Consider the following 25,097-nt stretch of genomic DNA (forward strand, 5'->3'; position numbering starts at 1 on the left):
CTTTATCGATGGATGGTTACTTTCTTTCTATAAAATCCCAAAGATTTCCATACAAATCCTTAAAGACTGACACTGTTCCAAAGGCTTCTTCGGAAGGCTCTCGAATGAACTCAACTCCTTTTGCAGTGTAATTATGATAATCCCGGTAGAAATTGTCAGTATATAAAAATAGAAATACTCTTCCTCCAGATTGGAATCCGATTTGATTTCTCTGAAGCTCATTGGTAGCTTTTGCGAGTAGCAAATGGCATGTAGATCCAGGAGGAGCAACCCTTACCCAGCGCTTTACATCACTGATATGGGTGTCTTCGATTAATTCAAAGCCTAAAATATTCGTGTAGTATTCTATTGCCTCATCGTAATCCCTTACCAAAATCGCGATTTGTCCTAGTTGTTGTTTCATTGGTGCAAATAGGGAAAAGCAAAAGGAATTTGAAACTCTGCAAAATTACTCATGAAGTTTTTTCTGCTGAGGATTCTATGTCTTCTACTATAAAAATGGAGTTATTATTAAGATCGTATAAACCAAACTCATGTGTTCCCCAAGCTGTATTTTTGAGTAGTTTATCACATTTTACCACGCCTTTTATGACTAAAGATTCAAAGTAAGGTTCTATGTTTTTGACAAAAATTCGTACCACTGATCCTCCAAGCAAGGGGTCTGAGGGAGTGTCTGCATGCCATTGCAAGTGAAGTTCAATTTCTTCCAATCGCATACCAGCATACATGTGATCACCAAAGGTTTTCACAAACCCAAATGTCCTAGAGTACCAATCAAGATCTCGGGCTATGTTTTGAGAGGGGAGCACTGGGATAGTGCATATGAAATCAGTTTTCATGTGAATTGATAAATGTTTTCCGATCAATAATTCTTGACTAAAGAAAGGCTTAACTACCTATTCTAGCTGAGTTCTCGTTTTCTCTAGTTCTATCCTAATTGCTTCAATACTTTCCCACTCTCTACCCTCTTCCCCATGCTCAATTCCCACATACTCGTGGAAATCATGGGCTAGTACCAGTTTCATCATTTTAGTATAGTCTAAGGGCGATTCATTTCCATTATCGTCCCAAACCTTTGGCTTAAGGCTCACTCCCTTTGCTCTAGGCATCAATTCGTCAACACCTCTATAAGAATCATAGGAGACGGCTTTGCCATTTACATTTGCTATTCTGAAATTACCGAAATCAGGGAGCGTGCCAGCTCGGGGATGATCAGCTTTCTTGATCATTTCAGCTAGCCACTTTCCATTACTGGAGAAGCCACCATGATTTTCTATCAATACATTGATGTCGAAGTCATCTGCAAACTCGCAAAGTGAATGTAGGCCGTCGCTGGCGAGGTCACTTGACTTATCAAAGTCTTCCTTAGAAGTACTCCATGGAACGGAAGAATAGGCATTTACGCGTATGGAATGACAGCCGAGAAACTTCGCCGCTTCCACCCACTTTTTGTGATTCTCCACCGTTTGAGCACGTTCTTCAGCTGTAGCTGCGCCCATCATTCCCTCACTGTCACACATGATCAAAACAGAACGCACACCTTCTCCTTCTGCCCTTGTTTTCATTTCCTTTAGGTAAGCCTTATCCTTTGCTTTATCCATGAAGAATTGATTGACGTATTCTACTGCGCTTATCCCCACTTTTTTGGTAAGAATTGGAAAGTCTAAATGATCCATTTTACCTGCGAAAAGCTGTTTATTCAGTGACCATTCGGCAAGAGATATTTTAAAAAGTGGATCTGCTTTGGTGGATGAACAAGCCATTTGAGGTAATCCTAACCCTAAGGCTGCAGAAGCAAGTCCTGCTGATTTGATAAATTTTCTTCTGGTATTCATGGTGATTTTAGGTAAAGACTTAGGTAATTATGAGTACTTATTGCTTAATATATTGGAGACTTGATGCAAACTGAAAACTGACAACTGATCACTAAATTTCCCATCCTTTTCTATATTCTCTGCTGAGCAATTTGTTTGCTTCAGCATCATTGGTGATCTTCAAAGTGGTGGAGTCAAAATCTACTTTTTTTCCTGCTCGCAAAGCGACTGCACCCAGATTAATAGTATCCGTAATCGTCTGAGCTCGGATAAAACTTCCCGGGGTTTGCTTTCCTGATTGTATAGCCTCTACCCAGGCTGAAGTGTTTCTTTCTACGTTTTTGGAATCTATTTTCTCGGAAGTTGGGCGAGTATCCATTTTACTTTCAGGAAGTAATACTGGGTCTTCTCCCCTGAAGCCTCCCAAGATTTTTCCTTTGGTCCCAACAAGCATCAATCCTTCTTCAGGTGTTTCTTTATCGTCTATTTCCAGTTCCTCAGGTGCAAAAGGTTTCATCCCCCCATCGTACCAAATTAGGTCAAAGGAAGGAAGGCTAGCCTGCTCCGGGAATTTCCATTTGATCATGCAGCTGGCTGGAAAAGCCACATCGTTTTTCACCCACTGATAGACGCCATTGATTTCTTCACGTGTAGTGGTTCCAAAAGCTTTGGCGCTTATCGGTGATTTGTTGATGCCTAAAGTTTCAAAGAGTGGAAACAAGCTATAATGCCCCATATCAGCCACCGAACCGCCACCGAAATCATACCATCCCCGGAAGACATTATGGGTATAGTTTTTATGGTAATCCATTTCAGGAACTGGCCCGAGCCAAAGATCCCAATTGAAGCCTTTTGGGATAGTTTCATTTCCAGCGGGACGCTTAGTCCATTGCTGCCAAACTGGTCTATATGACCAATTGTGGATTTCTTTTAGTTCACCAATCAATCCTTCATCCATCCAAGCTTTGATCTGCCGGTATTCCGGTCTATCGGACCAAGCCAGCAAATGAGTGATAACACCGCTTGATTTTGCTCTCTCGATCACTTTCCTGCCTTCCAGCAATCTATTGGAAATAGGTTTGTGGGTGACCACATGAATCCCTTGGTTCATTGCTGCCAATGCAATAGAAGCATGAGTATGATCTGGAGTCATGATTTTGACTGCGTCGACTCCTTTTTCTTTTGCAAAAAACTCCCGAAAATCCTCGTAGGAAGTGCAGCCTTTGTAGGTTCCGGATGGACTGTTTTTCTCATAATATTTTTCTACATAAGCCTGACCCACATCTCTTCCACCGGCAATTCCTTTCACTTTACTCCACCAGGTGTCATCTCCAAGTGTTTTTCGCATGTCATCTCTAATGCCATACGGCGACCAGTCAATGTAATTTTCAGTGTACTTATTTACATCGCAAACAGAAACTACCCGAACTTTCGGGTTTTGTAAAAGCTCGCCCATTTCCCGCAACCCTTGGGTACCGCAGCCAATATTTGCTACAGTGATTTGATCGGAAGGTGGGATTTTGCCTAGGCCAGCAATGACATTGGAAGGAACGATGGAGATAGATGCAGCTACGGTAGCTGCAGAACCAAGAAATTCTCTACGGTTTAAGTTTTTAATTGGAGCCATGGTTGGGATCAGGGATAGATGTTTAAGTTACCAAAGCTGGCTTTGATTCCAAAGAACTTTGCTATTAGAAGTGGTAATGGGAAATGTTCTATGGTTTTTGGTCCCTATCCTATGCAGAAGGTTTTAATTTCTAGGCTAAATAGAATAACTTGAAATGTATAAACCCACTAACCTATGAAGCATTTACTTTCCATTTGTTTTCTTTCGTCTGTCTTGTTTGCCTGTCAAAAAAAGGCAGATACACCAGCAGAAATAGTATATCCAGAACGGCCCAATATTGTCTGGATTGTGAATGAAGATATGTCTCCTGAGCATTTGGGAGTCTATGGAGGTACTGGTGGGAAAACTCCGGTTTTGGATTCTCTGGCTAGGAGTGGAGTGATTTTTACAAATGCTTTTTCCACTGCTGGAGTTTGCGCGCCAAGCAGGGCTGCGCTGATCACGGGCGCATATCAGACTTCGATTGGTGCGATGCATATGCGTACACTTTCTTTCTCTTCTGCGCCTGGAGCTAATTATCCTCCCGATCATAAGCCTTATTCTGCGGTGATTCCTGACGGAATGCATGGCTATCCAGAGTATTTGCGGATGGCTGGATACTATACCAGTAATAATGTAAAGGAAGATTATCAGTTTGTCGGTCCTGGTACCATGTGGGATGAGAGTAGTAATAAAGCTCATTGGAGAAATCGTAAAGATCCAAACCAGCCATTTTTCTCCATTTTCAATTATACCATAACCCATGAATCTCAGGTTTGGGCACGGGAAAATGAAGAGTTGCTAATAGATCCGGCTGATGTGACGGTGCCGCCAGTATATCCAGATGATTCAATTACCAGGAGAACTTTGGCTCGGTTTATTACCAATATCATGCGCTTCGATGCGCTGGTTGGAGAACTTCTGCAGCATTTGAAAGAGGATGGATTGTATGAAAACACCATCATTTTCTACTACTCAGATCATGGGGATGGTATGCCTTATTACAAAAGAGAATTGTACGATAGGGGATTGAGAGTTCCACTTTTTGTGAAAGCTCCATTTATCAAACCTGGAACGGTCGACGACCAGCTTGTCAGCTTTGTTGATTTTGGTCCTACTGTTCTTTCCCTAGCGGGAGTAAAAATCCCTGATACTATGCAAGGGCAGGCTTTCTTGGGTGATCAAAAATCAGAGCCTAGAAAATATATTTATGCTGCACGGGATCGCATGGATTCAGAAGTAGATCGAGTGAGAGCTGTCAGTGATGGCAGGTTTAAATACATCAAAAACTACATGACGGATAAACCTAACTATCAGAATATCCGCTATAGACTGCAAAATCCACTGATGGTTCATATGCTACAGCTCCACGAAGAAGGAAAATTAGATGCAAATCAAGAGCGTTGGTTTGATGAAACCAAACCCGAGGAAGAGTTATACGATACCAATTCTGATCCTTATGAGTTTAATAACCTAGCGGGAAATCCTGACTATGCAGATAAACTAACAGAGCTTCGCAACGCTCATCTACAGTGGATTGAAGATTATGGAGATCTAGGGGCAATTCCAGAGATGGAAATGGTAAGTCAATGGTGGGGTGGAGCAGATGTACCACCTACTACGGAACCTGCTGAAGTTCATTTTGATAATGGAAAAGTATCACTTTCTTCAGCGACAAAAAGCGCTTCTGTAGGCTACAAGAAAAGTACTTCAGATGTTTGGACGGTGTACCAATCTCCATTTGAAATGAGTGCCGGCGATTCACTCTATGTGCTGGCTCATAGAATTGGCTATAAGCCAAATAAGGATGCGATGGTGGTGAAGTAAAACCGGTGATTCCGATCAGCTAGGTAGCAAATTGAGAAGGCTTTAGCAATTAATTGCCTTGTATACAAGGGATTCCCTCTTTAGCATATTTTCCAAATGGCGGCTTTATTCGATATTCCTCTATTCCCTGAGAAAGGTTAAAATCTTTCATTTGGTAATCAGGCGTGTAGCGTACTTCATCCCAGTATAAAGAACGTGGATCTTTAGCTCTCAAATCTCCAGTTTCTTCCATCCAGTTTTGTAGCTTTTTCCTCATGTTTTCTTTGACAGTTGCTAGGGATTCGTCATCTGCCAAATTATTTAACTGATAAGGATCTGCGACTACATCATATAATTCCTCTTCTGGTCTTTTGTCAAATGCCAATTTGAAATAGTCTGGTGAACCAGATTTAGATTTCCCTTCCATTGCCATGATGAGAAACTTGGTGATAGAATTATCCACGTCTCCATATTGACCCACCGATTGGTGAACTGTGGGATCTCCGGCAGGATTTCGCTCAGGCATCATATTCTTGATGTATAAATACTTGTGATCTCTGACTGCTCTCATAGGGTAGGATAGGTCACCTTTTCTCACATTGGCATGGCGCTCCCTTTCCAGATATACCTGATCCCGGTCTTGTTTTTCCCCAGCAAAAAGGGGCCAAAGAGATTGTCCGCTCATCGTCTCTGCTTCTAATCCGGCAGCTTCCACAAAACTTGGGGCGAAGTCTATGAAATTCACAAAGTCATCGATGACCGTTCCTGCTTTGATTTTGTCCGGCCATCTGATCACTAGCGGCATCCGGGTGCCGTAATCATATAAATTAGCTTTGGCCCGAGGAAAAGGCATGCCATTATCACTGGTCATCACGATGATAGTATTGTCGAGTTCGCCAGCTTCTTGGAGCATTTTGATCAGCTGACCGCATTCTCTGTCGAATCTTTCTATCTCAAAATAGTAGTCTAGAATATCATTTCTGACACAGTCATTGTCTGGGAAAAATCCCGGAACGATCACATCTTCAAGCTGCATCCCCGTCTGAATTCCAGTATTTGGGACATATTCCCGATGTGGATCTGTACTTCCAAACCAGAAGGTGAAAGGCTGATCTTTAGGTCTTTCAGCAAGGAAGGATTTGAAATCCTCATAGGTTTTCCCGGATGGGTTATTTTCCATTCCACTTACTTTAAAATCTCCTGGTCCCCAGCCTTTTCTGGATGAACCTGTGAAATACCCATCTTCCTCCAGTAAACTTACATAAGTTGGGTACTGCGCTGGAAATTCTGACCAGAGATTTCCGCCCGCTTCATTTTGGTGTGGGTATCTTCCCAAAAGAACTGATGCCCTAGAAGGAGAGCAGGAAGGGGAAGCAGTATAGGCATTTGTGAACAACGCTCCTTCAGCGGCCAATCGATCAAAAGTTGGGGTGAGAACCACCTGATCTCCATACACTCCCGCATGCGGAAAAGACCAGTCATCAGCAATCAAAAACAGGATGTTAGGTTGAGAAGCTTTAGGTGCTTGTTTCTCAGTCGGATTAGAAAATAGCAGAAGTAATAAAATGAGAATCGAAAAGGCTGGCATGGTAACAGGGTTTAGCCTAATAAGTTAAGCCTCTTAAACAAGTGAAGCAAATTTAAGAATCCCAGTTTAGTTAGTCCCACTGAAATGCCAGATACCTCGCCTGTTCAGTTCCCATATTTCGAATCGCATGTGGGACGGAGGAGGCTAAGAAATAAACATCTCCAGCTTTTCCCAGGTATTTCTGGTTACCAATTTCCATCTCAGTTTCACCTTCTATCATGATGACGATTTCTGTGGCCACATGGGTGTGAGGTTCATGGCTTTTTATACCTGGATTCAGATTTGTCATGTGCATTTCATAGTATGGGCACATGGCAGTTTCTCGGTGAAAATAATTTCGAATCCCACCTAGATCGTGCGTTTTATATTCGAGTTGGCTGTAATCCAAGATCTCTGATCCCGCCTTTTTTCCTCGCTTCATATTAAAATCCTTCGAACTATAGGCCATCTGGTAATATGCCGCGCCTTCAAATGAACTTGTAAATTCCGCTTTGTCGCCAGGTATGATAACTACCACGCTATTTGCCCCAAGAGTTGTGGATTTGCCGTTCAAAGTTGCTTTTACCTCTCCTTCCTTGATGATCAGGATTTGCTCTTTTTTCGTATCGAAAAAGGTCTTCTGAGCCGATGGATTCATGAAGTTCGCTGTGAATTCCATGTCATCAAGATGCATGGTTTCTCCTTTCATAAGTACTGTGTCAGCTTTTACTGATGGAAAAGAGTATACCTGTGAAGCAACTCTTTTAGGCACTACATCACTCCAAAGCCAAGCCAGAGATTCCGGTAAAATCGAACCTGCATGATTGCCGTTATGCCCTCCAGTGCCTCCAACAAACTCATACTCATAGTCCTTGAATTTCAGCGCAGACTCCATCTGTAGATTGGCTAGCCACCAGTTTCCATAGTGATTATTGAGATCTGATGAGCCGTCTTGCATAAATACTTTGATCGCTTTTTTATCTGTCTTACGAATCATCGGTGGATAGTTGTGCCCACCACGGATGTCTGTGAAACTTCCATAATGACTGAGCACCTTATGAAAAGATTCCGGATGAAACCAGGCCGCGCTGAATGCACAAATGGCTCCAGAAGAAAGCCCTGCAATTGCTGTCATTTTAGGATTATCAGAGATGTTATAATCCTTCTTTAATTCTGGAATCATTTCATTCAACAAGAAATCACTGTAGGTAGAGGACATGTCGTCGTATTCCATACTCCTATTGCTGGCTCTCCAAGGACTTTCTGGTTCAGGTAGATCTTTATGGTGTCCTGGATTGATAAAAAGCCCAATGGTCACTGGCATCTTTCCTTGAGCGATGAGATTGTCAAAAACGGTAGGCACTTTGAAATCTCCTTCTGTATTGACGTAGGCATGTCCATCCTGAAAAATCATCAGGGCAGCTGGCTGTGAGGCATCATATTGTGATGGAACGTAGATATAGTAATCACGGATGGTGTTTGGAAATGTCGTGCTTTCCCAGGAATGTTTTGTTACAATTCCCTTAGGAATGGTCTCATAGACTTCTGAGTTTGGGCCGTATTCATAGCCATCTTGAGCCTTCACGCTAAATGTACTTAGTAGAAGAAAAAATAAAAGGAAGTAGTAAGTCTTCACGGTCTTTTTTGGGTTAGGTTAAAAGCACTGCATTTGCAAATTATAATACTTTTTCACTTATCCCATGGGAAAAGAATTTTGGATTGATCCTTAGAGTCAAGTATTTAGAAAGTCTCAAAAAAAATCTATGCTAAATCAAAGTACTTGATCATTCGATCAGCAGTGCCTCCAGGGTTTTGGGCCCACCCCTCAACACGTTTAGGTCAATGGATTCATAAATTCCCTTCATTCTTCCCTTTTCGCTAAACTGCCAAATGACCCAGTAATCACTTTTTGGCTCTCTAATAGGATTATAATTTGCTACCCAAAGGGGGTAATCTTCAAATCCATGACCAACCAGCACATCAGTATTAAACCTATCGCCTGTGTAAATAATGGGTTTAACGCCGTAATAAGCTTCGACTATGTTTAGCCAGTTTTGAATTCCCTCCCTGAGTCTATCTTTGGATTGAATCGTAGAATGCCTCTCAATGTCAAGGATTGGGCGAAAATCACCGGGTTTCAAGCGTACACTTTTGATAAAGTTCTCAGCTTGGATGCTACTGTTCTGGTTGGGGCGATAATAATGATAAGCGCCTCGCCTGATGTTCATCGTGTCCAGGGCTTTCCAATATTCCTGAAAAAGCTCATCTTGATCATCACCCATAGTCGCTCGGAAAATGAAAAATTCAATAGGTCGATCCTTGATTTTCAGTTCGATTTCATCCCAATTGATTTTGCCTTGATAATGAGAGATATCTATTCCCAAAATGCCATTAGTTTGGGTTTTGAAGACGTATTCAAATTTTAACTCCTCCTGTTCAGAAATTGGCTTGTTGATATAAGAAGGTTTACCATGAAGCTGGATCCAAGTAGTATAAATAAAGAATATCGCTGCGCAGATCAGGATCGCTCCAAGAAATATTAAACCTAGCGGCGCAGACCTTGACTTCTTTTTAGGCATTTATCTTTAATATCATTTTGAAAAGGCGCGAATTTACTGGTTTACCTCGTCAATCGATAAAGGAATAAGGTGCTTCTTTTTATTAATTCTGGGTATTCTTTCATGTTAATTGTTTCTCCAGGAGCATGCGCTCCATTTCCTGAAGCACCGAGACCATCTAAACAATCCACGAAGTCAGCTACAAAGGAAATGTCTCCAGCACCGCGACTCCCAGGATCGCCAGGCTTCACTTCGCCCAACCCCATATCTTCACTGAGTTCGTTGAGCTGCTCTGCCAGCGCCATGTTTCCTTCGGTAGGGATCATGGATGGCAACCCATCTTCAAAACTGATTTCGGCATTGGTTTGATTTAGATGCCGATCTACAATCGCCTTCATTTTTATACGTGCTGCAGCTTTTTGCTCTTCGCCTAAAAATCTTAAATCACCAGTTACAAATGCCTCTCTGGCAACAATATTTGTTTTGCCAAGCGCTTCACCCTTCCCGGTTTCGGTATTATAGTTGATATCTGAACCTCCGATAATCTGTCCCGGATTGAAGGTCAAATACTGCTCGCCTGACAATTCCTCTTGGAATTCTGTTAAGATTCTCGCGGCTTCATAGATAGCTCCGTAGCCTACAGATTCCCTGAAAACACCACTGGAATGGGACTGTTTTCCGCTAGTTTTTAATTTCCATCCGCTGCTACCTCTCCTCGCCACTGTTGCGATCCCGAAACTCTGGGCGGTCTCATAGGCCAATGCAATGTCATGTTCTTTTGCTCTTGCAATAAAATCCCTTCGGGAAAGCTCTTCATCTGCTGAGCTTTCTTCATCGCCAGTGAAATAAACGGTGATCGTTTTATCCTCTAGCATTCCCAAATCATACAGCGCTTTCAGACTTGCAAAAATCATCACATCCCCACCTTTCATGTCATTCACTCCTTGTCCCGTTGCCGTAGAATCATTCAAGTAGGTAAAGGGAGTAAAAGGCATTTCCTTTTCGAAAACTGTATCGAGATGACCGATGATGAAAACCTTTTTACCGGAATTGCCTTTGCGCGAAGCAATGAAATGCCCAGCTCTTTTGGCTTCTGGTGGAAGTTTGTACCACTCTGTTTCAAATCCAATCTTTTGAAATTCTCTTTCGAAAACATCGGACACAGCCTTTACTCCTTCCAGATTCAGTGAGCCTGAATTTATATTAGTAACCTCCTTAAGAAGCGCTACGGTTGCTATGTAGTTTTTCTCTACTTCGGCTATCAGCTTTTTTTCATCATTGGAAAGCTGTTGGGCTGAAATAGAGAAATGCAAGCCGAGGAGGAAGAATGCTAGGATAATTTTTTTCATGAGAAGTGAATAAGTAGAAAGCTTTTAAAGCTATTAAAACATCTTCAAAGAGTTGCCACTTGCAAAATGAGTTACCGGAATGCCTGGGACATTTTCCTCTACCCATGTTTTCATAAATTCTGAGCCGCCTTCTTCACTTGCCGAATGGCCGATCACAATCAATCCAAGTTTCTCACCCATTTCATTTGCGTTTCGGACGTATTCTGGCGTTTCCCATTCTGGGCTCTCTCCGCAGATCAGCACATCGGGTTTTACTTTCATGATCATTTCTAGTTGTCTTCTTCCACCTGCGGCCCCAGGCATAAGTATGATTTTGCTTGCCTTCTGTGCAAGATCTCCTACATAGCGAAGCTGAGGGACGTTCATCTTTGTCTTGATGTGCGTGATTAGATTCCCGAGGGTAGTTTCAGGAAGATCCAATACCGCTTTTTGCTTGTAATATTTCTCCCAGCCCAATTCCTTCACCACCCCAGCCTGCACGCCATCTATTGCTAGGCTGTGTACATAATCGTGATTTCGCCAGACAGCTATGCCATGCTTATCGAGAAGATTTCTTTTGAACTGATAAACTGGATCGTTTTCTAGCCAAGCTGTTTCATCCAGATGATTGTAGAAAGTAGGTTCATGTGCAATGATAAAATTCGCCTTAAGCTCAATGGCTTTCTGGATCACAGTAACTGTGGCAAACATGGTGGTGACAATGCCAGTGACAACCTGATCTTTGTTCCCGGATTTTAAGGTATCAACGGTAGTAGGGAAGGGAGTATTTGGAATTTGGGCAATAAATAAATCCATGATTTCTCCCACAGTGTAGTTTTTCTTGGACTTTGAAAAAGCTGTAAATGGATTGGCAAGAAGTCCTGTGCCAAGAAAAAGGCTAGAGGTTTTGATAAAATTTCTTCTGTTTGGTTTCATTTTAAAATAGGTTTGATTGGGTGTGTTGTTATCTTTCAAGATAGTGAAAAGCAATAAAAAAAGCCGCTTGCATGATCCAAGCGGCTAATTTTTAGGTATTTAAATCTTTTAATTCACCGAAATATTCGAGAACCAAATGAACTTCTCTCCAGCTTGATTGGCATGTGTTGTAGCCATCTTGATTGGGCCAAATTGCTCTACGTCTTCCCAAGTGGTCGGTCGGCCCTCCGGACCATTTCCTCTTCGGAATACCCATTCCAGGATCATATGATTTTCATCTAAATACAAGTCATATGCATCCCCCGGAGTGTATCCATCTGCGCCGTTATAGACTATTGTCAGTTTGGTAGAGTTTGTTCCAGCGATAGGGGTCGGGACATTTTCCTCAGTTTCGTATTCATAGCCAGAGTCCCATGCCAGCTGAAAAGGATACATCATCCAGTACTTATCATTAATGAATCCTCTGTCGGCTTCAGGCAAAGAATCTGCTGGCATGTCCAGGCTGTAGGTGTAGCTGGTATCTGCTGTGGCATAGTAAACCGTTCTGTCTTTGATATTCCATTTCCAGTCTCTTGTCATCACATTTACGGAGTCCCGTCGGACATTCCAAGTGTATGCGATGGAGTTGATCTCGTCAAACTTGTCGAAACCATACGCCATCGCCACTTTCATCGGCAAGGTGTCTGGTGTGGTTTCTTTGGGTTGACATGCCTGCAGGGCGCAGACCACTAGTAGAGCGTAAACAAAATTTTTCATGGTGTCGGTTTTTTATAAAGTTAACAGACTTAAGTTTCAGATTGTTTTTTTAGCCACTTTTTATACTTCTGGTATTCAAACAGTTGATATAGCTTTTTGATGAATCTGAAAAATCGATTTAAAACCAGCATACTTACAAAAAGGGGCGAAGGGAAGATTCTTTTCTTTCCTTTGGCTGTTCCTCTCAGAATCGTCGTTGCTACCCAGCTGGGAGATTGTATGGGGAAAGCCTTCGGAATATCCTTGCCGGCAGATTCAAAGAATTGGGTTTTAGTTGCGATGGGAAATACTAAGGTGAGCCAGTGTCCTTTTTTCTCCAGCCAGACTGTTCGTGCCCATTGCAGTAAAGAAGATTTGCTAGCGGCGTATAAACTGTAACCAGGAATGGTCCAGAATGACATGGCCGAAGCAGTAATGATTAGACGGAATTTTGCGCCCGGAAAAAGCTCGCGAATTGCCATGCCAATTTGGATCGGACTGTGGACATTGAGTTGGAAAAGGCGATCCATTTCTTTCCAGTTTTGATCTTCTGCAGGAGCAAACTGAGCTTTTCCTGCATTTGCAAAGCAAAAATCTACTCTTTCCCACGTAGTGGAGATCCATTCTAACATCTTTTCATTGCCAGATTTGTCAGCGAGATCAGCGTGTAGAGTATGGATTTTTGGGAATTCACGTTGCAATTTCTCCAACCCTGCAAAGTCAAAATCCACTGCCAAAATCTCAGGGTTTGATGGTGTCAATTGCCTTACCAGCTCTTCCCCGATTCCAGAAGCAGCACCAGTGACTATAATATGAGCTTCTGTGAATGGTTTATATAGCATAAGTTGCTTCTGGAAATTGGATTCGAAAAGGTTCTATTTTGACTGCGAAAAGTGGCTTTTGTGTGGCGATATTTGGAAAAAATGCTGAATCTATTTGTAGATTTTTTATGGTAGCTCTTTTACCCCAGCCGCTACCAGATGGTTTGGTGAAAAAGTCCACCCCATCCCAATGTTGATGCAGTTCGATGGGTAATAGGCTGGTGGATAGTGGAAAGGAAATTCCGCCTGCTTTGATTTCGCAGGAGAAAACTGTTTTTTCCCCGTCTTTCACTTGGATAACCTCTTTTCCATCTTGATTTTCCCATGAAATTGGTAAGGTCTCCTTAGGAATCCCCCAGTTCACATGGCCGTTTTGCGTGCTTACTTCCGTGTTCACATATATTTTGGTGATTGCCTGCTTGCGATAAGAGGTGAATTTTCCGGGTATAAAGAGTAACTCTTTGTACGGACCAACAGGTGAAGTGTGATAATTTACCAGCATGACATAGCCCAGGCCCCCTTTGAATTTTCCTTTCAGATGCTCTGGTAAAATCCCGTGTTGCTCTACCCACTTCCTTGAAAACTTATAGATCAAAATTATTCCCTCTCCCTTCAATTTCCATGGTGCGGGAGCATGCTTGACTAACTTCAAGTTTTTAAGAGTGATTTGATGGTTTTCAGGCATATGGAGAAGGGCTGACGCTCGTCCAACCTCCGTCTATAATGAGTGTTTGTCCAGTAATGTGTCTTGCCTCATCCGATACCAAAAATGCTGCAGCATTTGCGATATCCTGCACCACTGCAGGACGTCCCATAGGCGTGATTTTCGACCAGGTATTTTCATATTCTGGATCCAACTTTGTCCGGTTAGTGACTGTCGCCCCTGGAGCGATGGTATTGACTCTTATCTTAAAAGGGGCTAATTCTAAGACAAGATTCTTCGCCAGCATTTCCAATGCTGCTTTGCTCATTGCGTAGGCGGCGAGATTTTCATGACTTTGATGAGCTGTGACGGATGAGGTGAAAAGCAGAGCACCGCCATTAGGCTGATCTTTCATGACTCTGGACGCTGCCTGAGCCAGAAAGAAAGTCCCGGCCTGATTGACTCGGGAGACTTCCATAAAGTCCGCTCTGGAGTAGTCTAAGAAAGCCCCGAAAAGGGTAATTCCTGAATTAGCAACCACAATATCCAGCGTTCCAAAATTGGTCTGAGCTGTTTGGATCAATTCATCTATCACTTCCTCAGCACTAGAATCACCTGCAACAGCAATGGCTTGAACACCATGAATAATACTAATTCTCTTACAGGCTTCAGTTATCAGGCCTTCCTCTAGATCATTGATAATTATGTTCACGCTTTGGGCAGCAAGTTTCTCGGCTATAGCCAAGCCTATTCCTTGTCCTGCACCGGTGATTATGGCTGTCTTTTTGGGTTTCATTTTTTAATGCGAATCCCGTTTTACTTCAGAGCCAGAACTTCCTTGGAGAAAATCAAAATCAACTCCATCATGTGCTTGGTTTACTTTGTCGAGGAAAAGGTTGACGTACCCCCGCTCATAGGGTAGATTTAATGGCTGGAATCCCGCTCTTCTCTTTTCAAATTCTTCCTCAGATATCATAAGATTCAAAGTTCTAGCAGGTACATTGAGTTCGATCATGTCTCCATTTTGTACAAAAGCCAACGGTCCACCGATTGCAGATTCTGGTGAGACGTGTAAGACAACGGTGCCGTAACCTGTTCCGCTCATTCTTCCATCAGAAATACGAACCATGTCTTTAACTCCTTTGGCAAGAAGCTTTTGAGGTAATCCCATATTACCAACTTCGGGCATTCCAGGGTAACCTTTTGGCCCTACGTTTTTCATTACCATCACGCAGGTTTCGTCAATATCCAATTCTGGAGTATCAATTCTCGCTTTGTAGTCATCAATATTTTCAAAGACTACTGCACGCCCAGTATGTGTCAATAAGCTCGGAGAGGCAGCAGAAGGCTTGATCACAGCGCCATTTGGACAGAGATTGCCCTTTAGCACAGCGATCCCCGATTCCGGTTTGATTGGTTTTTCAAATGTCCCAATTAGGTTTCTATCGTAGCACTCGGCTTTATTAAAATTCTCACCGATTGTTTTGCCGTTGGCAGTGATACAATCAAGGTGCAAGTATTTTTCTATTTCTTTCATGACAGCTGGAAGTCCGCCGGCATAAAACAAGTCTTCCACCCAATGTTCTCCAGAAGGCTGGACATTCGCAATCAGAGGAATGATAGAAGAGAATTTGTCAAAATCAGTCAAGTCAATATCCACTCCTATTCGCTTCGCAATGGCTGTAAGGTGGAGGATAAAATTGGTAGAACCGCCTAACGCTGCATTCACCATAATAGAGTTTTCAAATGCTTTTCTCGTCAGGATTTTGCTCATTTTCAATTCTTCATTGACCATTTCCACGATACGCATACCTGTCATGTGAGCCAGTACTTTTCGTCTGGAATCGGCCGCTGGAATCGTTGCATTATCAGGAAGTGAGAGGCCAAGTGATTCGACCATGGCAGCCATAGTCGATGCAGTGCCCATAGGAGCACAGTGTCCTACAGAGCGGGACATTGCTGCTTCAGCGTCTATCATATCAGCTTGGGTCATTTTACCGAGTTTGAACTCTTCGGCAAATCGCCAGATATCTGAAGTACCGATTTTTTTACCTTTATAGCGACCGACTAACATTGGGCCACCCGAAAGAACTATCGAAGGAATGTCTACAGATGCAGCTCCCATTACGAGTGATGGAGTGGTTTTGTCACATCCACACATGAGAACTACACCGTCCATAGGGTTTGCCCGGATACTTTCTTCCACATCCATACTGGCTAGATTTCTGAAAAGCATAGCAGTTGGCTTTACTGAGCATTCTCCCAGTGACATCACGGGGAATTCCAAAGGAAATCCTCCAGCTTCCCAGATTCCGCGCTTTAGCGCTTCAGCAAGATCTCTAAAATGTGCATTACAGGGCGTAAGCTCGGACCAGGTGTTACAGATTCCGATTACAGGCTTATCTCCTTCAAATAGGTGGTGAGGAAAACCCTGGTTTTTCATCCAGGAACGATAGATAATTCCGTCTTTTCCGGTGCGCCCGTACCAGTCTTGGCTTCGGAGTTTTTTCTTTGACATATAGGTTGTTTTGGCTATTCGAGCCAGAATTTACCAAAAATTTCGGGAAGGAAAGAAATCAAAGAATATTGCTGAGGTATTTATTTTGAGTACTAATAGGTATTGGTAGCCTGGTTTTCTCAGGTGTGACCAGTCGGAAAATTTTCTATCTAGTTGATAAAGTGGAGGTAAGGCTAGATCGGGCTAACTACGCTTACACAGTTTCATAAAAAAGGGCTTTGAAATTATTTCAAAGCCCTCATTCATTTATGGAGTGCGATGGTCAGGAGATTCTCTCAATTTCTGCTCCCAATGCTCTTAGCCTGTCGTCGATATTTTGATATCCACGGTCGATCTGCTCGATGTTGTCGATGATAGAAGTTCCGCTCGCGGATAGTGCCGCTATAAGCAAGGCTACCCCTGCACGGATATCTGGAGAAGTCATTCGGATTCCGCGTAATTCAGTTTTTCTGTCCAAACCGATTACAGTGGCTCTATGTGGATCACAAAGAATGATCTGAGCTCCCATGTCGATCAACTTATCAACAAAGAATAAGCGGGATTCGAACATCTTTTGGTGAACAAGAACGGTTCCTTTTGCTTGAGTAGCAGTTACCAAAACGATACTCAACAAATCAGGAGTGAATCCAGGCCAGATCGCATCGGCAACAGTCAGGATAGAACCATCAATGAACGTCTCAATCTCATAATGCTTCTGTGCAGGCACGAAAATGTCGTCTCCTCGGAATTCCAATTGGATTCCCATTCTTCGGAAGGTTTCCGGAATAATCCCAAGTCGAGGAATCTGACAGTCTTTGATCGTGATTTCGGATTGAGTCATGGCTGCTAGTCCTATGAAAGATCCGATTTCGATCATATCTGGAAGCATCTTGTGAGTGGTTCCTCCTAATTTTTTCACTCCTTCTATCGTCAAAAGATTGGATCCTACTCCAGTGATTTTTGCCCCCATACGGTTGAGCATGTCGCAAAGCTGCTGAAGGTAAGGTTCGCAAGCGGCATTGTAGACAGTGGTGGTGCCTTCTGCCATTGCTGCCGCCATGACGATATTCGCTGTACCGGTGACGGATGCTTCGTCCAGAAGCATATAGCAACCTTTTAGGTTTTTTCCATCGATGTGGAAAATCTCGTTTTTAGCGTCGTAATTGAATTTTGCACCAAGCTTCTGGAAACCTGTAAAGTGCGTATCCATTCTTCTGCGGCCGATTTTATCTCCTCCAGGTTTGGAAAGTTTTCCAGCGCCGAATCTTGCTAGCAAAGGACCTAGTAACATCACTGAGCCCCTAAGTGCGGAAGCTTTTTTCAAATATTCTTCCGTTTCCATGAAGTCAAGATTGACTTCGTCAGCTTGAAAAGTATAAGTCTCAGGCCCTTCCTTGGTGACTTTGACACCCATATCGCTCAATAGCTCGATGAGCTTATTGACATCGACTATATTTGGGATCTTTTGGATTGTGACTTTCTCCGGGGTGAGGAGAACAGCGCATAGGATTTGAAGTGCTTCGTTTTTTGCTCCTTGAGGAATAATCTCGCCTTTAAGTTTGATTCCACCATTGACCCGAAATGAACCCATTAATTTCTACGTTTTTTATTATGTCCGTTGTTTGAGCGGCGCTTATTATTGTTGCTGTGATTTGATCGCTTGTTTTTGGAAGTTCTTCTTTCCTCCTGAAGCGGCAATTTGAAATCACGGTGTGTGTTAGATTCAAATAAGCCGTTTTCTTTCACCTTCTCCAGATCGATATGCAATTTACCCTTGGATAACGTCTTGATATCGTCCAAGATTATGGCATCATCAAAATTTTCTCTGTTCCAGGTAGAGTGAAAGCTTCTCATCAGTTGACCGATAAAAATCACAGCAGCTTCCTGCTCCTCATTGTCTTCGATTTTGATGGCGTTTTCTATCAGTTTTTCGATGTTTCTACCGTAGTGCTTAAATCGAATTTCACCTTTTGGATAGCCGATTGGCAAAGGCTTCTTTCCCAACAATTCCTTCTCAGGGATAGGAAATGGAGAATCTACTTCGAGTTTGAAATCGGACATGATGTGTAAATCGTCCCAAAGCTTCTGGTCATTCTCCTGCTTCATTGTAGGATTCAACTGCTTAATGATTTCAATTGCCGTGTATGCACTTTGGGTACGCTTATCCCGATCTTCAATCGCCGTGATATGATCAACGAGGCGTTGAATGTTTTTGCCGTATTCTTTCAAAATGAGTTTTTGTTTGTCTAATTCTAATGGCTCCATGTTGCATCCCGTTTAGCGCTAATTAAGGTAATGAAAAAATTACCAAAAGGCAGGGGAGCAGGTGATTAGTCTATAATTCTGAGCTTCGCAAAGCTAAGTAATAATGTTTTCTCACCAAAATGCTCGAATTGAATGGTCGCTTTTCGGTTAATTCCTTCTGTTTCAATCTTTTGAACTTTCCCAAAACCAAACTTTGGATGTTCTATCAATTGCTCTGCCTGAAGATTATTTGTATTGGAAGGTTTGAAATCCGGACTTGGCGTATGAAGTTTCATCGCCGTAGGCATCCTGCTTTCCGGCTTCTTTTTAATACCAATATAGCCTGATGATTCCGAAGTTCCCGGTAATCCTTCTCTGCGGAATGCTCCTGGCATTTCCTTCGAAGATACTTTTTTACTCACTTTGATGCAATCTGGAGATACTTCTTCCAAAAATCTGCTCGGTTCACAATTCAGCAACCTGCCGTAGCGATACCTCGTGAGCGCATAAGTGAAATATAACTTATCCATCGCTCTGGTGGTGGCTACGTAGAACAATCTTCGTTCCTCTTCGAGATCTTCGCGGCTTTGCATCATCATCTGTGAAGGGAACAAATCCTCTTCCATCCCTACCACGAAAACCTGCTTAAATTCCAATCCTTTTGAAGAGTGAATTGTCATCAACGTGATAGCGTCTGTAGTGTCTTTGTCACGGTCATTATCTGTCAACAAAGCGATTTCCTGAAGAAAAGCACCAAGGCTCTTGTCCTCATTCTCTTCATTGTCCACGTATTCTTTGATGGCATTGAGCAATTCCTGGACGTTCTCGTAGCGGTTTAGACCTTCTATGGTTTTGTCCTCATAAAGCTCGCGCAAAAGACCACTTTGCTTCGCAATGCTACTTGCTGCTTCGAAAGCATCCTTGCGTTCCACTTCGATTTTGAAAGCTTTGATCATCGTCGCAAAGTCATCCAGTTGACTGGCGGCTCTACTTCCTATGAAGCTGTGTGCATTTTGAACTACTTCCCAAAGCTGCATATCATGATCAAATGCTGCGACTAGAATCTTATCCACCGAAGTATCTCCAATTCCGCGCTTTGGATAATTCACAATTCGTTTGAATGCCTCTTCATCCACGGGATTCACAGTGAATCTCATATAAGCCATCAGATCCTTGATTTCCTTTCTTTGGTAGAAAGAAAGTCCGCCAACGATCTTGTATGTCAAATTCAATTTCCGAAGGGCTTCTTCTATCGCTCTAGACTGGGAGTTTGTTCTATAAAGAATCGCAAAGTCGCTGTTATTAAGTTTTTTGGTATTTCGCTCTTCGAAAATCGTGGAGGCTACAATTCTGCCTTCTTCAGAATCTGTGCTTGCTTTGATCAATTCGATCTGATCTCCGTCACCGTTTGAAGTCCAGACGTTTTTCTTGAGTTGCGCTTTATTTTTCTCAATGATAGAATTTGCAGCATCTACGATCATCTTGGTAGATCGGTAGTTTTGCTCCAGTTTTACCACAAATAGATCAGGATAATCTTTCTCAAAATTGAGGATGTTCTGGATATCCGCTCCACGGAAAGCATAGATACTTTGCGCATCATCGCCTACCACACAGATGTTTTGATGTACTGCTGCCAGCTTTTTAGTGATGAGATATTGGCTAAGGTTTGTATCCTGAAACTCATCCACCATCACATACCTAAAGCGCTGCTGATATTTGTTCAGCACATCTAAATGGTCTCTGAATAGGATATTGGTATTAAATAGCAAATCATCAAAATCCATCGCTCCGGCCTTGAAAAGTCTGTCTTGATACCGCTGGTAGATTTCTCCCATTTTCGGTTTCATGGCAGCTTCATCGTCTGCTTTCACAAAGGGATCATCCTGATATACTTTCCAAGTGATCAGGCGGTTTTTGGCTCCCGAAATTCGAGAGAGTACTGCGTTTGCTTTATAAACTTTGTCGTCAAGACGCATTTCTTTTACAATCGTACGGATCAGTGACTTGGAGTCGTCTGAATCGTAAATCGTGAAGTTGGAAGGGTAGCCGATTTTTGGAGCTTCCACCCGAAGGATCTTTGCAAATACGGAGTGAAAGGTGCCCATCCAGGTATTTCTCGCTTCCAGTCCGGCAACAGTCTCAATTCGATGGCGCATCTCAGCAGCGGCCTTATTGGTAAAGGTCAATGACAAAATATTGAAGGCATCTACGCCTTTGGCAAATATCAGGTGGGCGATGCGGTAGGTAAGTACACGGGTTTTTCCAGAACCTGCACCTGCAATGATCATAACAGGTCCATCCGTATGCTCTACAGCCAGTCGCTGCTCTGGGTTTAAACTATCGAGGTAATCCATTTTGTTTTGAAGCAAGAAACTAGATACAAGAATCAAGAGAGAGTATCAAGTAGCTAGTATCAAGATTTGAGATTAAAGTTAGAGTTTGGGAATTTTCCAATCTTTCAATTTTTCAATCCGCCACGGCGGAAAAGTCCTTGCAATTCATAATTTATATTTTCCACCGCTTGTGGCTCCATAGGTATAAATCCGGCTGAAGTCTGATGTTGTCTTCGAGCAACTCGCAGAACTGATCTGTGATGCTGTGCTCTACATGTCCAGCAAATGGTGGTTCTGCCATTTTGATCATTTCATACCGGTAATGGCCCCTTTTTGTTTTGGTCATTTTGCCGTAAATGACATGCAACTCCATCTTTTTAGAAAGAAATTCTGCTCCTTCAAAAAACACAGCGGTCCTGTTTAAGAAGTCCCTTTTGTATCTTTTCTCCGAACTAGGAGGTCTTTGATCTGAACCAAGCAATACTACTCTTTGTGATTTTGCTAAGGTAAGCATGGTCCTTCGAAAAGCCTTTTTTTCTGTAACTATTCCGCCAAAATGTGTCCGAATAGAATTAATCAGGTTGTCAAAAAAAGGATTATTTACCTTAAGATAAACTGTTTCTACAGGAGCTTGGATCGCATGATTTATTCCTACTACACCCATTTCCCAATTCAACAAATGCCCGGAAACCAACAAAGCGGAAGTACCTGATGAAACGGCCTCGTCGAGAAATCGAGAATTAATCAATACAAATCTTCGCTCAAACTCTTTCGTGGAAATAGTCAGAAGTTTGATGGTTTCTGCAAATGAATCAGTGAAATTTCTATAAAATCGATTCCTGATGCTTTTGCGTTCTTGTTCTGTTTTCTCAGGAAAAGCAAATTTTAGATTTTTATCAATTACATCTTTTCGATAGCCAAGAATAAATCTAGCCACCAAATAAAGTAAATCGGAAAACAAATAAAGTATAGGAAGTGGAAGATAAGAGAAAAGCCTTATTACAAAGGTCATTAGTTATTGGGTAAATCGCGTCGATCCTGTCAATTACTCACAAAGAAAAGGAAATCACTCGGATTCTTACCGTACTAAAACCTTATCAGTCACAAAGTGCTTGTTTGACCACAGTATTATCACTAGCAATGAAATTTGCCTTTTTGCCTTATAGTTTCCAACGCTTGTGACTCCATAAGTAAAGATCAGGCTGATTACGTATGTTATCTTCAAGTCGCCTACAAAACTCATCAGTAATGCTATGAGGAGCATCCGCTGCGTATGGCGGTGATGCCAATGGAGAAAATTCAAACTTGTAATGTCCCCGTTTGACTTTGGTCATAGTACCATAGAAAACTGGGAGGCCTAATTTTTTTGCCAGAACTTCTCCACCTTCGAAAAACAGGGCAGGCCTGTTCAAAAACTCCCGCGTGTATCGACTATCCGATACAGGTGGTCTTTGATCAGCGGCCAAATGAGCAATTCTTGGTGTATTTCTTAGGCTAATCATACTGCGCCTAAATGCACTTTTCTCAGTCATTATTCCTCCGAAATGTGTACGGATTTCCAGCATTAACTTATTGAAGAAAGTATTATTCAGTTTCAAATAAACAGTCTCAGCAATAACTTCTGTGTTCAATGCGACTCCGAGAATAGCCATCTCCCAGTTGAAAACATGTCCAGCCATCATGAGTGAGCTTTTTCCGTTTTTCACTGGATCATCAACCATGTGCTGATTGACAACTTGAAATCTTTGCCGAAGCTCCTTTTCGGAAATTGTCAACATCTTGAATGTTTCGGCAAAGAAAGCATCTGTGAAATTCCTGTAGAACTTATTTCGAATAGACTTTCTTTCAGCTGGAGTTTTCTCTGGAAAAGCGTGAAGTAAGTTCTCATCAATGACTTTTTTGCGGTACGCGACCACATATCTAGCTATCAAATAAAGAATGTCTGAAAAAATGTAAAGTACCGATAATGGTAACCTGGAGAAGAGTCGAAGAACAAACATCGCTGTCTAAACTGTAATTTGTTGGTATATTTTTGAAGAAATTAGAACGCATTTCCAAAAGGATGCGTTCGAATTATTCTCATTTTCTAGTTATAAATTGACCCAATCATTACTTTTGGAACTTATGTCGGAAGTTCAGCGCAGAAAATATTCTCAGGAAGAGAAAAATGCCATCTTCGATGGAGAGTTTATGCCACACATAGACTCAATGTACAATTTTGGCTACAGGCTCACCTTTGACGAGGATGATGCCAAAGACCTTGTGCAGGATACTTACCTGAAGGCCTATCGTTTTATCAACTCGTTTGAACAGGGAACTAATGCCAAAGCTTGGCTATTTAGAATTCTGAAGAACAGTTTTATAAACGAGTATAGGAAGAAAAGTAAGCAGCCAGCAAAGGTAGATTATCAGGAAGTTGAAACTTATTACAACTCCGATGATGTTCACTACCAAACTACTAGCGATCTCAGGGCCGAATCCGTGAAGGATATGCTCGGTGATGAGATCTCAAATGCACTTAATAGCTTGGCAGTGGATTTTCGTACGGTGATTATCCTGTGTGATTTGGAAGGATTTACCTACGAGGAGATGGCCAAGATACTGGACATCCCTATCGGGACAGTAAGATCCAGATTGCACCGCGCAAGGAATCTCTTGAAAGAGAAACTTCAGGGATATGCCCAGAATATGGGATATAATACCGATAGTACGGACGAAGAGGAGGATTAATAAAGAATAATTACCCATGGAAATGAATGACAACCCATCTGGAGAGCGAAAGATGCAATGCAGCGACGAAAACAAATGTTTTGAGTTGCTAGAAAGTATTTTGGACGGAGAACTTCAGGATTCTGGCAAGGAAGTCTTGAAGGAAAAGCTGGCTAAGTGCCAACCGTGTTTTGAACATTATCACTTGGAGCAAGCCATTCGTGATGTATTGAAAACAAAGTGTACCAAACATGCTGTACCTAATGAATTGGCAGATAAAATCCGTCAACAGATTCAGGACATAAAATAATCATGACACAAGGCAAGGCTATTATTTTTTCTGCTCCGTCAGGATCAGGCAAGACTTCCTTAGTGAAGCATTTGATTCAAAATATCCCAAATCTGGGATTTTCTATTTCTGCCTGTACACGTGACAAACGTGGAAGACATGAGGTTCATGGCAAAGATTACTACTTTCTCTCTCAGGAGGAATTCATCAAGAAAATAGACGAAGATGCATTTATAGAATGGGAAGAAGTCTATGCCGGTAACTTCTACGGTACGCTAAAAGAAGAGATCCAACGTATCTGGGATTCCGGTAAAGCAGTTATCTTCGATGTGGATGTCAAAGGTGGATTAGCCTTGAAAAAATATTTCGGAGAGCAGGCTTTGGCGATTTTTGTGAAAGTCCCTAGCTTGGAAGTACTCAAAACACGACTCAGTGATCGAGGAACAGAATCCGAAGAATCACTTTCCCGCCGCTTATTCAAAGCTGAGTTTGAATCCAAGTTTGAACCCCAGTTTGATGTCACTGTAGTTAATGACGAATTCTCAAAGTCAAGCGCAGAAGCTGAGTATTTGGTCAGCGAATTTTTAGCTAGATAAAATCTTGAAAATCGGTCTATACTTCGGTTCCTTCAATCCCATACATATTGGTCATCTGATCATAGCAGACACGCTTCACGACCGCACAGATTTAGATCAGGTTTGGTTTGTGGTGAGTCCACAGAATCCTCTTAAAAAACGCCAGTCTTTGATTCATGAGTTTGATAGACTGCGAATGGTGGAGCTGGCGATCGAGGACAATTATCAGTTTCGGGCTTCAGATGTGGAGTTCTCCATGCCCAAGCCTAGCTACACCATAGATACCCTCGCTTACCTGACCGATCAACACCCGCAACATCAGTTTTGCTTATTTTTAGGTTCGGATAACCTGACTCAGCTGAAGCGCTGGAAGAATTACCAGACCATTCTGGACAACTATGAGATCTTCGTCTATCCACGACCAGGCGACGCGATCTCCTTTGAGCATCCGAATATCAAGCTGATCGACGCACCACTTTTAGATATCTCAGCCACCTTTATCCGCAAATCCATTCTTGCCGGAAAATCTGTCAAATACCTACTTCCTGATGGGGTGGCAGATTATATCCGGGATAAGAAGTTGTATCAGTAAGCAGTTTCAGTAATCAGTCTCAGTGTGGAGATGGGTAGCAAGTG

24 protein-coding genes are annotated in these 25,097 nt (G+C 42.3%); 5 read left to right on the top strand and 19 right to left on the bottom strand.

Annotated elements, in window-relative coordinates:
* Window positions 1-16 precede the first annotated feature (16 nt).
* The 4 genes from AACZ87_RS15710 to AACZ87_RS15725 form a co-directional block, all read right to left on the bottom strand.
* Window positions 17-403: a VOC family protein gene (locus tag AACZ87_RS15710; protein ID WP_339868595.1), complete on the bottom strand. Its 387-nt coding sequence runs from the start codon at window positions 401-403 to the stop codon at window positions 17-19.
* Between the two features lie 49 nt (window positions 404-452).
* Window positions 453-839 (bottom strand): glyoxalase/bleomycin resistance/extradiol dioxygenase family protein, encoded by a 387-nt coding sequence (locus AACZ87_RS15715; RefSeq protein ID WP_339868597.1) that lies wholly within the window; start codon window positions 837-839, stop codon window positions 453-455.
* Between the two features lie 57 nt (window positions 840-896).
* Window positions 897-1,835 carry a TIM barrel protein gene (locus tag AACZ87_RS15720; protein WP_339868599.1) on the bottom strand — a complete coding sequence of 313 codons (939 nt, stop codon included), beginning with the start codon at window positions 1,833-1,835 and terminating at the stop codon, window positions 897-899.
* A 91-nt stretch (window positions 1,836-1,926) separates the two neighbouring features.
* Window positions 1,927-3,441 (bottom strand): Gfo/Idh/MocA family oxidoreductase, encoded by a 1,515-nt coding sequence (locus AACZ87_RS15725; protein ID WP_339868601.1) that lies wholly within the window; start codon window positions 3,439-3,441, stop codon window positions 1,927-1,929.
* Between the two features lie 174 nt (window positions 3,442-3,615).
* Between AACZ87_RS15725 and AACZ87_RS15730 the strand changes: the two genes are divergently transcribed.
* On the top strand, window positions 3,616-5,247 hold the full coding sequence (locus AACZ87_RS15730; RefSeq protein WP_339868602.1) for a sulfatase: 1,632 nt from the start codon (window positions 3,616-3,618) through the stop codon (window positions 5,245-5,247).
* Between the two features lie 49 nt (window positions 5,248-5,296).
* On the opposite strand, the gene AACZ87_RS15735 is transcribed toward AACZ87_RS15730, so the two are convergent.
* The 15 genes from AACZ87_RS15735 to AACZ87_RS15805 form a co-directional block, all read right to left on the bottom strand.
* Window positions 5,297-6,814: a sulfatase gene (locus AACZ87_RS15735; RefSeq protein WP_339868604.1), complete on the bottom strand. Its 1,518-nt coding sequence runs from the start codon at window positions 6,812-6,814 to the stop codon at window positions 5,297-5,299.
* Window positions 6,815-6,884: 70 nt separating this feature from the next.
* Window positions 6,885-8,378, bottom strand: coding sequence for a cupin domain-containing protein (locus tag AACZ87_RS15740; RefSeq protein ID WP_339868606.1), 1,494 nt, complete (start codon window positions 8,376-8,378; stop codon window positions 6,885-6,887).
* Window positions 8,379-8,577: 199 nt separating this feature from the next.
* Entirely contained in the window at window positions 8,578-9,372 is a 795-nt protein-coding gene (locus AACZ87_RS15745; RefSeq protein ID WP_339868607.1) for a glycoside hydrolase family 25 protein, read from the bottom strand.
* A 41-nt stretch (window positions 9,373-9,413) separates the two neighbouring features.
* Window positions 9,414-10,700 carry a M20/M25/M40 family metallo-hydrolase gene (locus AACZ87_RS15750; protein WP_339868609.1) on the bottom strand — a complete coding sequence of 429 codons (1,287 nt, stop codon included), beginning with the start codon at window positions 10,698-10,700 and terminating at the stop codon, window positions 9,414-9,416.
* A 33-nt stretch (window positions 10,701-10,733) separates the two neighbouring features.
* Window positions 10,734-11,615, bottom strand: coding sequence for a Nif3-like dinuclear metal center hexameric protein (locus AACZ87_RS15755; RefSeq protein ID WP_339868610.1), 882 nt, complete (start codon window positions 11,613-11,615; stop codon window positions 10,734-10,736).
* Window positions 11,616-11,723: 108 nt separating this feature from the next.
* Complete coding sequence (locus tag AACZ87_RS15760; RefSeq protein WP_339868611.1) at window positions 11,724-12,371, bottom strand: hypothetical protein; 648 nt, start codon at window positions 12,369-12,371, stop codon at window positions 11,724-11,726.
* A 29-nt stretch (window positions 12,372-12,400) separates the two neighbouring features.
* Window positions 12,401-13,192 carry an SDR family NAD(P)-dependent oxidoreductase gene (locus tag AACZ87_RS15765; RefSeq protein ID WP_339868612.1) on the bottom strand — a complete coding sequence of 264 codons (792 nt, stop codon included), beginning with the start codon at window positions 13,190-13,192 and terminating at the stop codon, window positions 12,401-12,403.
* Window positions 13,182-13,856 (bottom strand): acetoacetate decarboxylase family protein, encoded by a 675-nt coding sequence (locus tag AACZ87_RS15770; RefSeq protein WP_339868614.1) that lies wholly within the window; start codon window positions 13,854-13,856, stop codon window positions 13,182-13,184. The genes AACZ87_RS15765 and AACZ87_RS15770 overlap by 11 nt, the downstream gene beginning before the upstream one ends.
* On the bottom strand, window positions 13,849-14,610 hold the full coding sequence (locus AACZ87_RS15775) for an SDR family oxidoreductase (protein ID WP_339868615.1): 762 nt from the start codon (window positions 14,608-14,610) through the stop codon (window positions 13,849-13,851). The genes AACZ87_RS15770 and AACZ87_RS15775 overlap by 8 nt, the downstream gene beginning before the upstream one ends.
* Before the next feature lie 3 nt (window positions 14,611-14,613).
* Complete coding sequence (locus AACZ87_RS15780) at window positions 14,614-16,332, bottom strand: IlvD/Edd family dehydratase (RefSeq protein ID WP_339868617.1); 1,719 nt, start codon at window positions 16,330-16,332, stop codon at window positions 14,614-14,616.
* A 262-nt stretch (window positions 16,333-16,594) separates the two neighbouring features.
* Entirely contained in the window at window positions 16,595-17,902 is a 1,308-nt protein-coding gene (gene murA / locus AACZ87_RS15785) for a UDP-N-acetylglucosamine 1-carboxyvinyltransferase (RefSeq protein WP_339868619.1), read from the bottom strand.
* The gene (locus AACZ87_RS15790; protein ID WP_339868621.1) at window positions 17,902-18,576 is read right to left on the bottom strand and encodes a DUF4290 domain-containing protein; all 675 of its coding nucleotides are present in this window, start codon (window positions 18,574-18,576) and stop codon (window positions 17,902-17,904) included. The genes murA and AACZ87_RS15790 overlap by 1 nt, the downstream gene beginning before the upstream one ends.
* Window positions 18,577-18,641: 65 nt before the next feature.
* Window positions 18,642-20,909 carry a UvrD-helicase domain-containing protein gene (locus tag AACZ87_RS15795; protein ID WP_339868623.1) on the bottom strand — a complete coding sequence of 756 codons (2,268 nt, stop codon included), beginning with the start codon at window positions 20,907-20,909 and terminating at the stop codon, window positions 18,642-18,644.
* 151 nt (window positions 20,910-21,060) lie between these two features.
* Window positions 21,061-21,900, bottom strand: coding sequence for a lipid A biosynthesis acyltransferase (locus AACZ87_RS15800; protein WP_339868625.1), 840 nt, complete (start codon window positions 21,898-21,900; stop codon window positions 21,061-21,063).
* Between the two features lie 148 nt (window positions 21,901-22,048).
* Window positions 22,049-22,888, bottom strand: a complete 840-nt coding sequence (locus tag AACZ87_RS15805) for a lysophospholipid acyltransferase family protein (protein WP_339868627.1) — start codon at window positions 22,886-22,888, stop codon at window positions 22,049-22,051.
* A 124-nt stretch (window positions 22,889-23,012) separates the two neighbouring features.
* Here AACZ87_RS15805 and AACZ87_RS15810 point away from each other — a divergent pair, with 124 nt between their 5' ends.
* The 4 genes from AACZ87_RS15810 to nadD are packed head-to-tail and all read left to right on the top strand — an operon-like array spanning window position 23,013 to window position 25,053.
* Window positions 23,013-23,618 (top strand): sigma-70 family RNA polymerase sigma factor, encoded by a 606-nt coding sequence (locus tag AACZ87_RS15810; RefSeq protein ID WP_339868629.1) that lies wholly within the window; start codon window positions 23,013-23,015, stop codon window positions 23,616-23,618.
* A gap of 16 nt (window positions 23,619-23,634) precedes the next feature.
* On the top strand, window positions 23,635-23,907 hold the full coding sequence (locus AACZ87_RS15815) for an anti-sigma factor (protein ID WP_339868630.1): 273 nt from the start codon (window positions 23,635-23,637) through the stop codon (window positions 23,905-23,907).
* A 2-nt stretch (window positions 23,908-23,909) separates the two neighbouring features.
* Window positions 23,910-24,482, top strand: coding sequence for a guanylate kinase (gmk, locus tag AACZ87_RS15820; protein WP_283414101.1), 573 nt, complete (start codon window positions 23,910-23,912; stop codon window positions 24,480-24,482).
* A 4-nt stretch (window positions 24,483-24,486) separates the two neighbouring features.
* The gene (gene nadD, locus AACZ87_RS15825; protein ID WP_339868633.1) at window positions 24,487-25,053 is read left to right on the top strand and encodes a nicotinate (nicotinamide) nucleotide adenylyltransferase; all 567 of its coding nucleotides are present in this window, start codon (window positions 24,487-24,489) and stop codon (window positions 25,051-25,053) included.
* Window positions 25,054-25,097 lie beyond the last annotated feature (44 nt).

The sequence above is a fragment of the uncultured Algoriphagus sp. genome, from assembly GCF_963974365.1.
Taxonomy (GTDB): Bacteria; Bacteroidota; Bacteroidia; order Cytophagales; family Cyclobacteriaceae; genus Algoriphagus.

Coding starts and splice junctions, on each gene's coding strand:
- AACZ87_RS15710 (WP_339868595.1), bottom strand. CDS start 403: ATGAAACAACAACTAGGACAAATCGCGATTTTGGTAAGGGATTACGAT.
- AACZ87_RS15715 (WP_339868597.1), bottom strand. CDS start 839: ATGAAAACTGATTTCATATGCACTATCCCAGTGCTCCCCTCTCAAAAC.
- AACZ87_RS15720 (WP_339868599.1), bottom strand. CDS start 1,835: ATGAATACCAGAAGAAAATTTATCAAATCAGCAGGACTTGCTTCTGCA.
- AACZ87_RS15725 (WP_339868601.1), bottom strand. CDS start 3,441: ATGGCTCCAATTAAAAACTTAAACCGTAGAGAATTTCTTGGTTCTGCA.
- AACZ87_RS15730 (WP_339868602.1), top strand. CDS start 3,616: ATGAAGCATTTACTTTCCATTTGTTTTCTTTCGTCTGTCTTGTTTGCC.
- AACZ87_RS15735 (WP_339868604.1), bottom strand. CDS start 6,814: ATGCCAGCCTTTTCGATTCTCATTTTATTACTTCTGCTATTTTCTAAT.
- AACZ87_RS15745 (WP_339868607.1), bottom strand. CDS start 9,372: ATGCCTAAAAAGAAGTCAAGGTCTGCGCCGCTAGGTTTAATATTTCTT.
- AACZ87_RS15750 (WP_339868609.1), bottom strand. CDS start 10,700: ATGAAAAAAATTATCCTAGCATTCTTCCTCCTCGGCTTGCATTTCTCT.
- AACZ87_RS15755 (WP_339868610.1), bottom strand. CDS start 11,615: ATGAAACCAAACAGAAGAAATTTTATCAAAACCTCTAGCCTTTTTCTT.
- AACZ87_RS15760 (WP_339868611.1), bottom strand. CDS start 12,371: ATGAAAAATTTTGTTTACGCTCTACTAGTGGTCTGCGCCCTGCAGGCA.
- AACZ87_RS15765 (WP_339868612.1), bottom strand. CDS start 13,192: ATGCTATATAAACCATTCACAGAAGCTCATATTATAGTCACTGGTGCT.
- AACZ87_RS15770 (WP_339868614.1), bottom strand. CDS start 13,856: ATGCCTGAAAACCATCAAATCACTCTTAAAAACTTGAAGTTAGTCAAG.
- AACZ87_RS15775 (WP_339868615.1), bottom strand. CDS start 14,610: ATGAAACCCAAAAAGACAGCCATAATCACCGGTGCAGGACAAGGAATA.
- AACZ87_RS15780 (WP_339868617.1), bottom strand. CDS start 16,332: ATGTCAAAGAAAAAACTCCGAAGCCAAGACTGGTACGGGCGCACCGGA.
- murA (WP_339868619.1), bottom strand. CDS start 17,902: ATGGGTTCATTTCGGGTCAATGGTGGAATCAAACTTAAAGGCGAGATT.
- AACZ87_RS15790 (WP_339868621.1), bottom strand. CDS start 18,576: ATGGAGCCATTAGAATTAGACAAACAAAAACTCATTTTGAAAGAATAC.
- AACZ87_RS15795 (WP_339868623.1), bottom strand. CDS start 20,909: ATGGATTACCTCGATAGTTTAAACCCAGAGCAGCGACTGGCTGTAGAG.
- AACZ87_RS15800 (WP_339868625.1), bottom strand. CDS start 21,900: ATGACCTTTGTAATAAGGCTTTTCTCTTATCTTCCACTTCCTATACTT.
- AACZ87_RS15805 (WP_339868627.1), bottom strand. CDS start 22,888: ATGTTTGTTCTTCGACTCTTCTCCAGGTTACCATTATCGGTACTTTAC.
- AACZ87_RS15810 (WP_339868629.1), top strand. CDS start 23,013: ATGTCGGAAGTTCAGCGCAGAAAATATTCTCAGGAAGAGAAAAATGCC.
- AACZ87_RS15815 (WP_339868630.1), top strand. CDS start 23,635: ATGGAAATGAATGACAACCCATCTGGAGAGCGAAAGATGCAATGCAGC.
- gmk (WP_283414101.1), top strand. CDS start 23,910: ATGACACAAGGCAAGGCTATTATTTTTTCTGCTCCGTCAGGATCAGGC.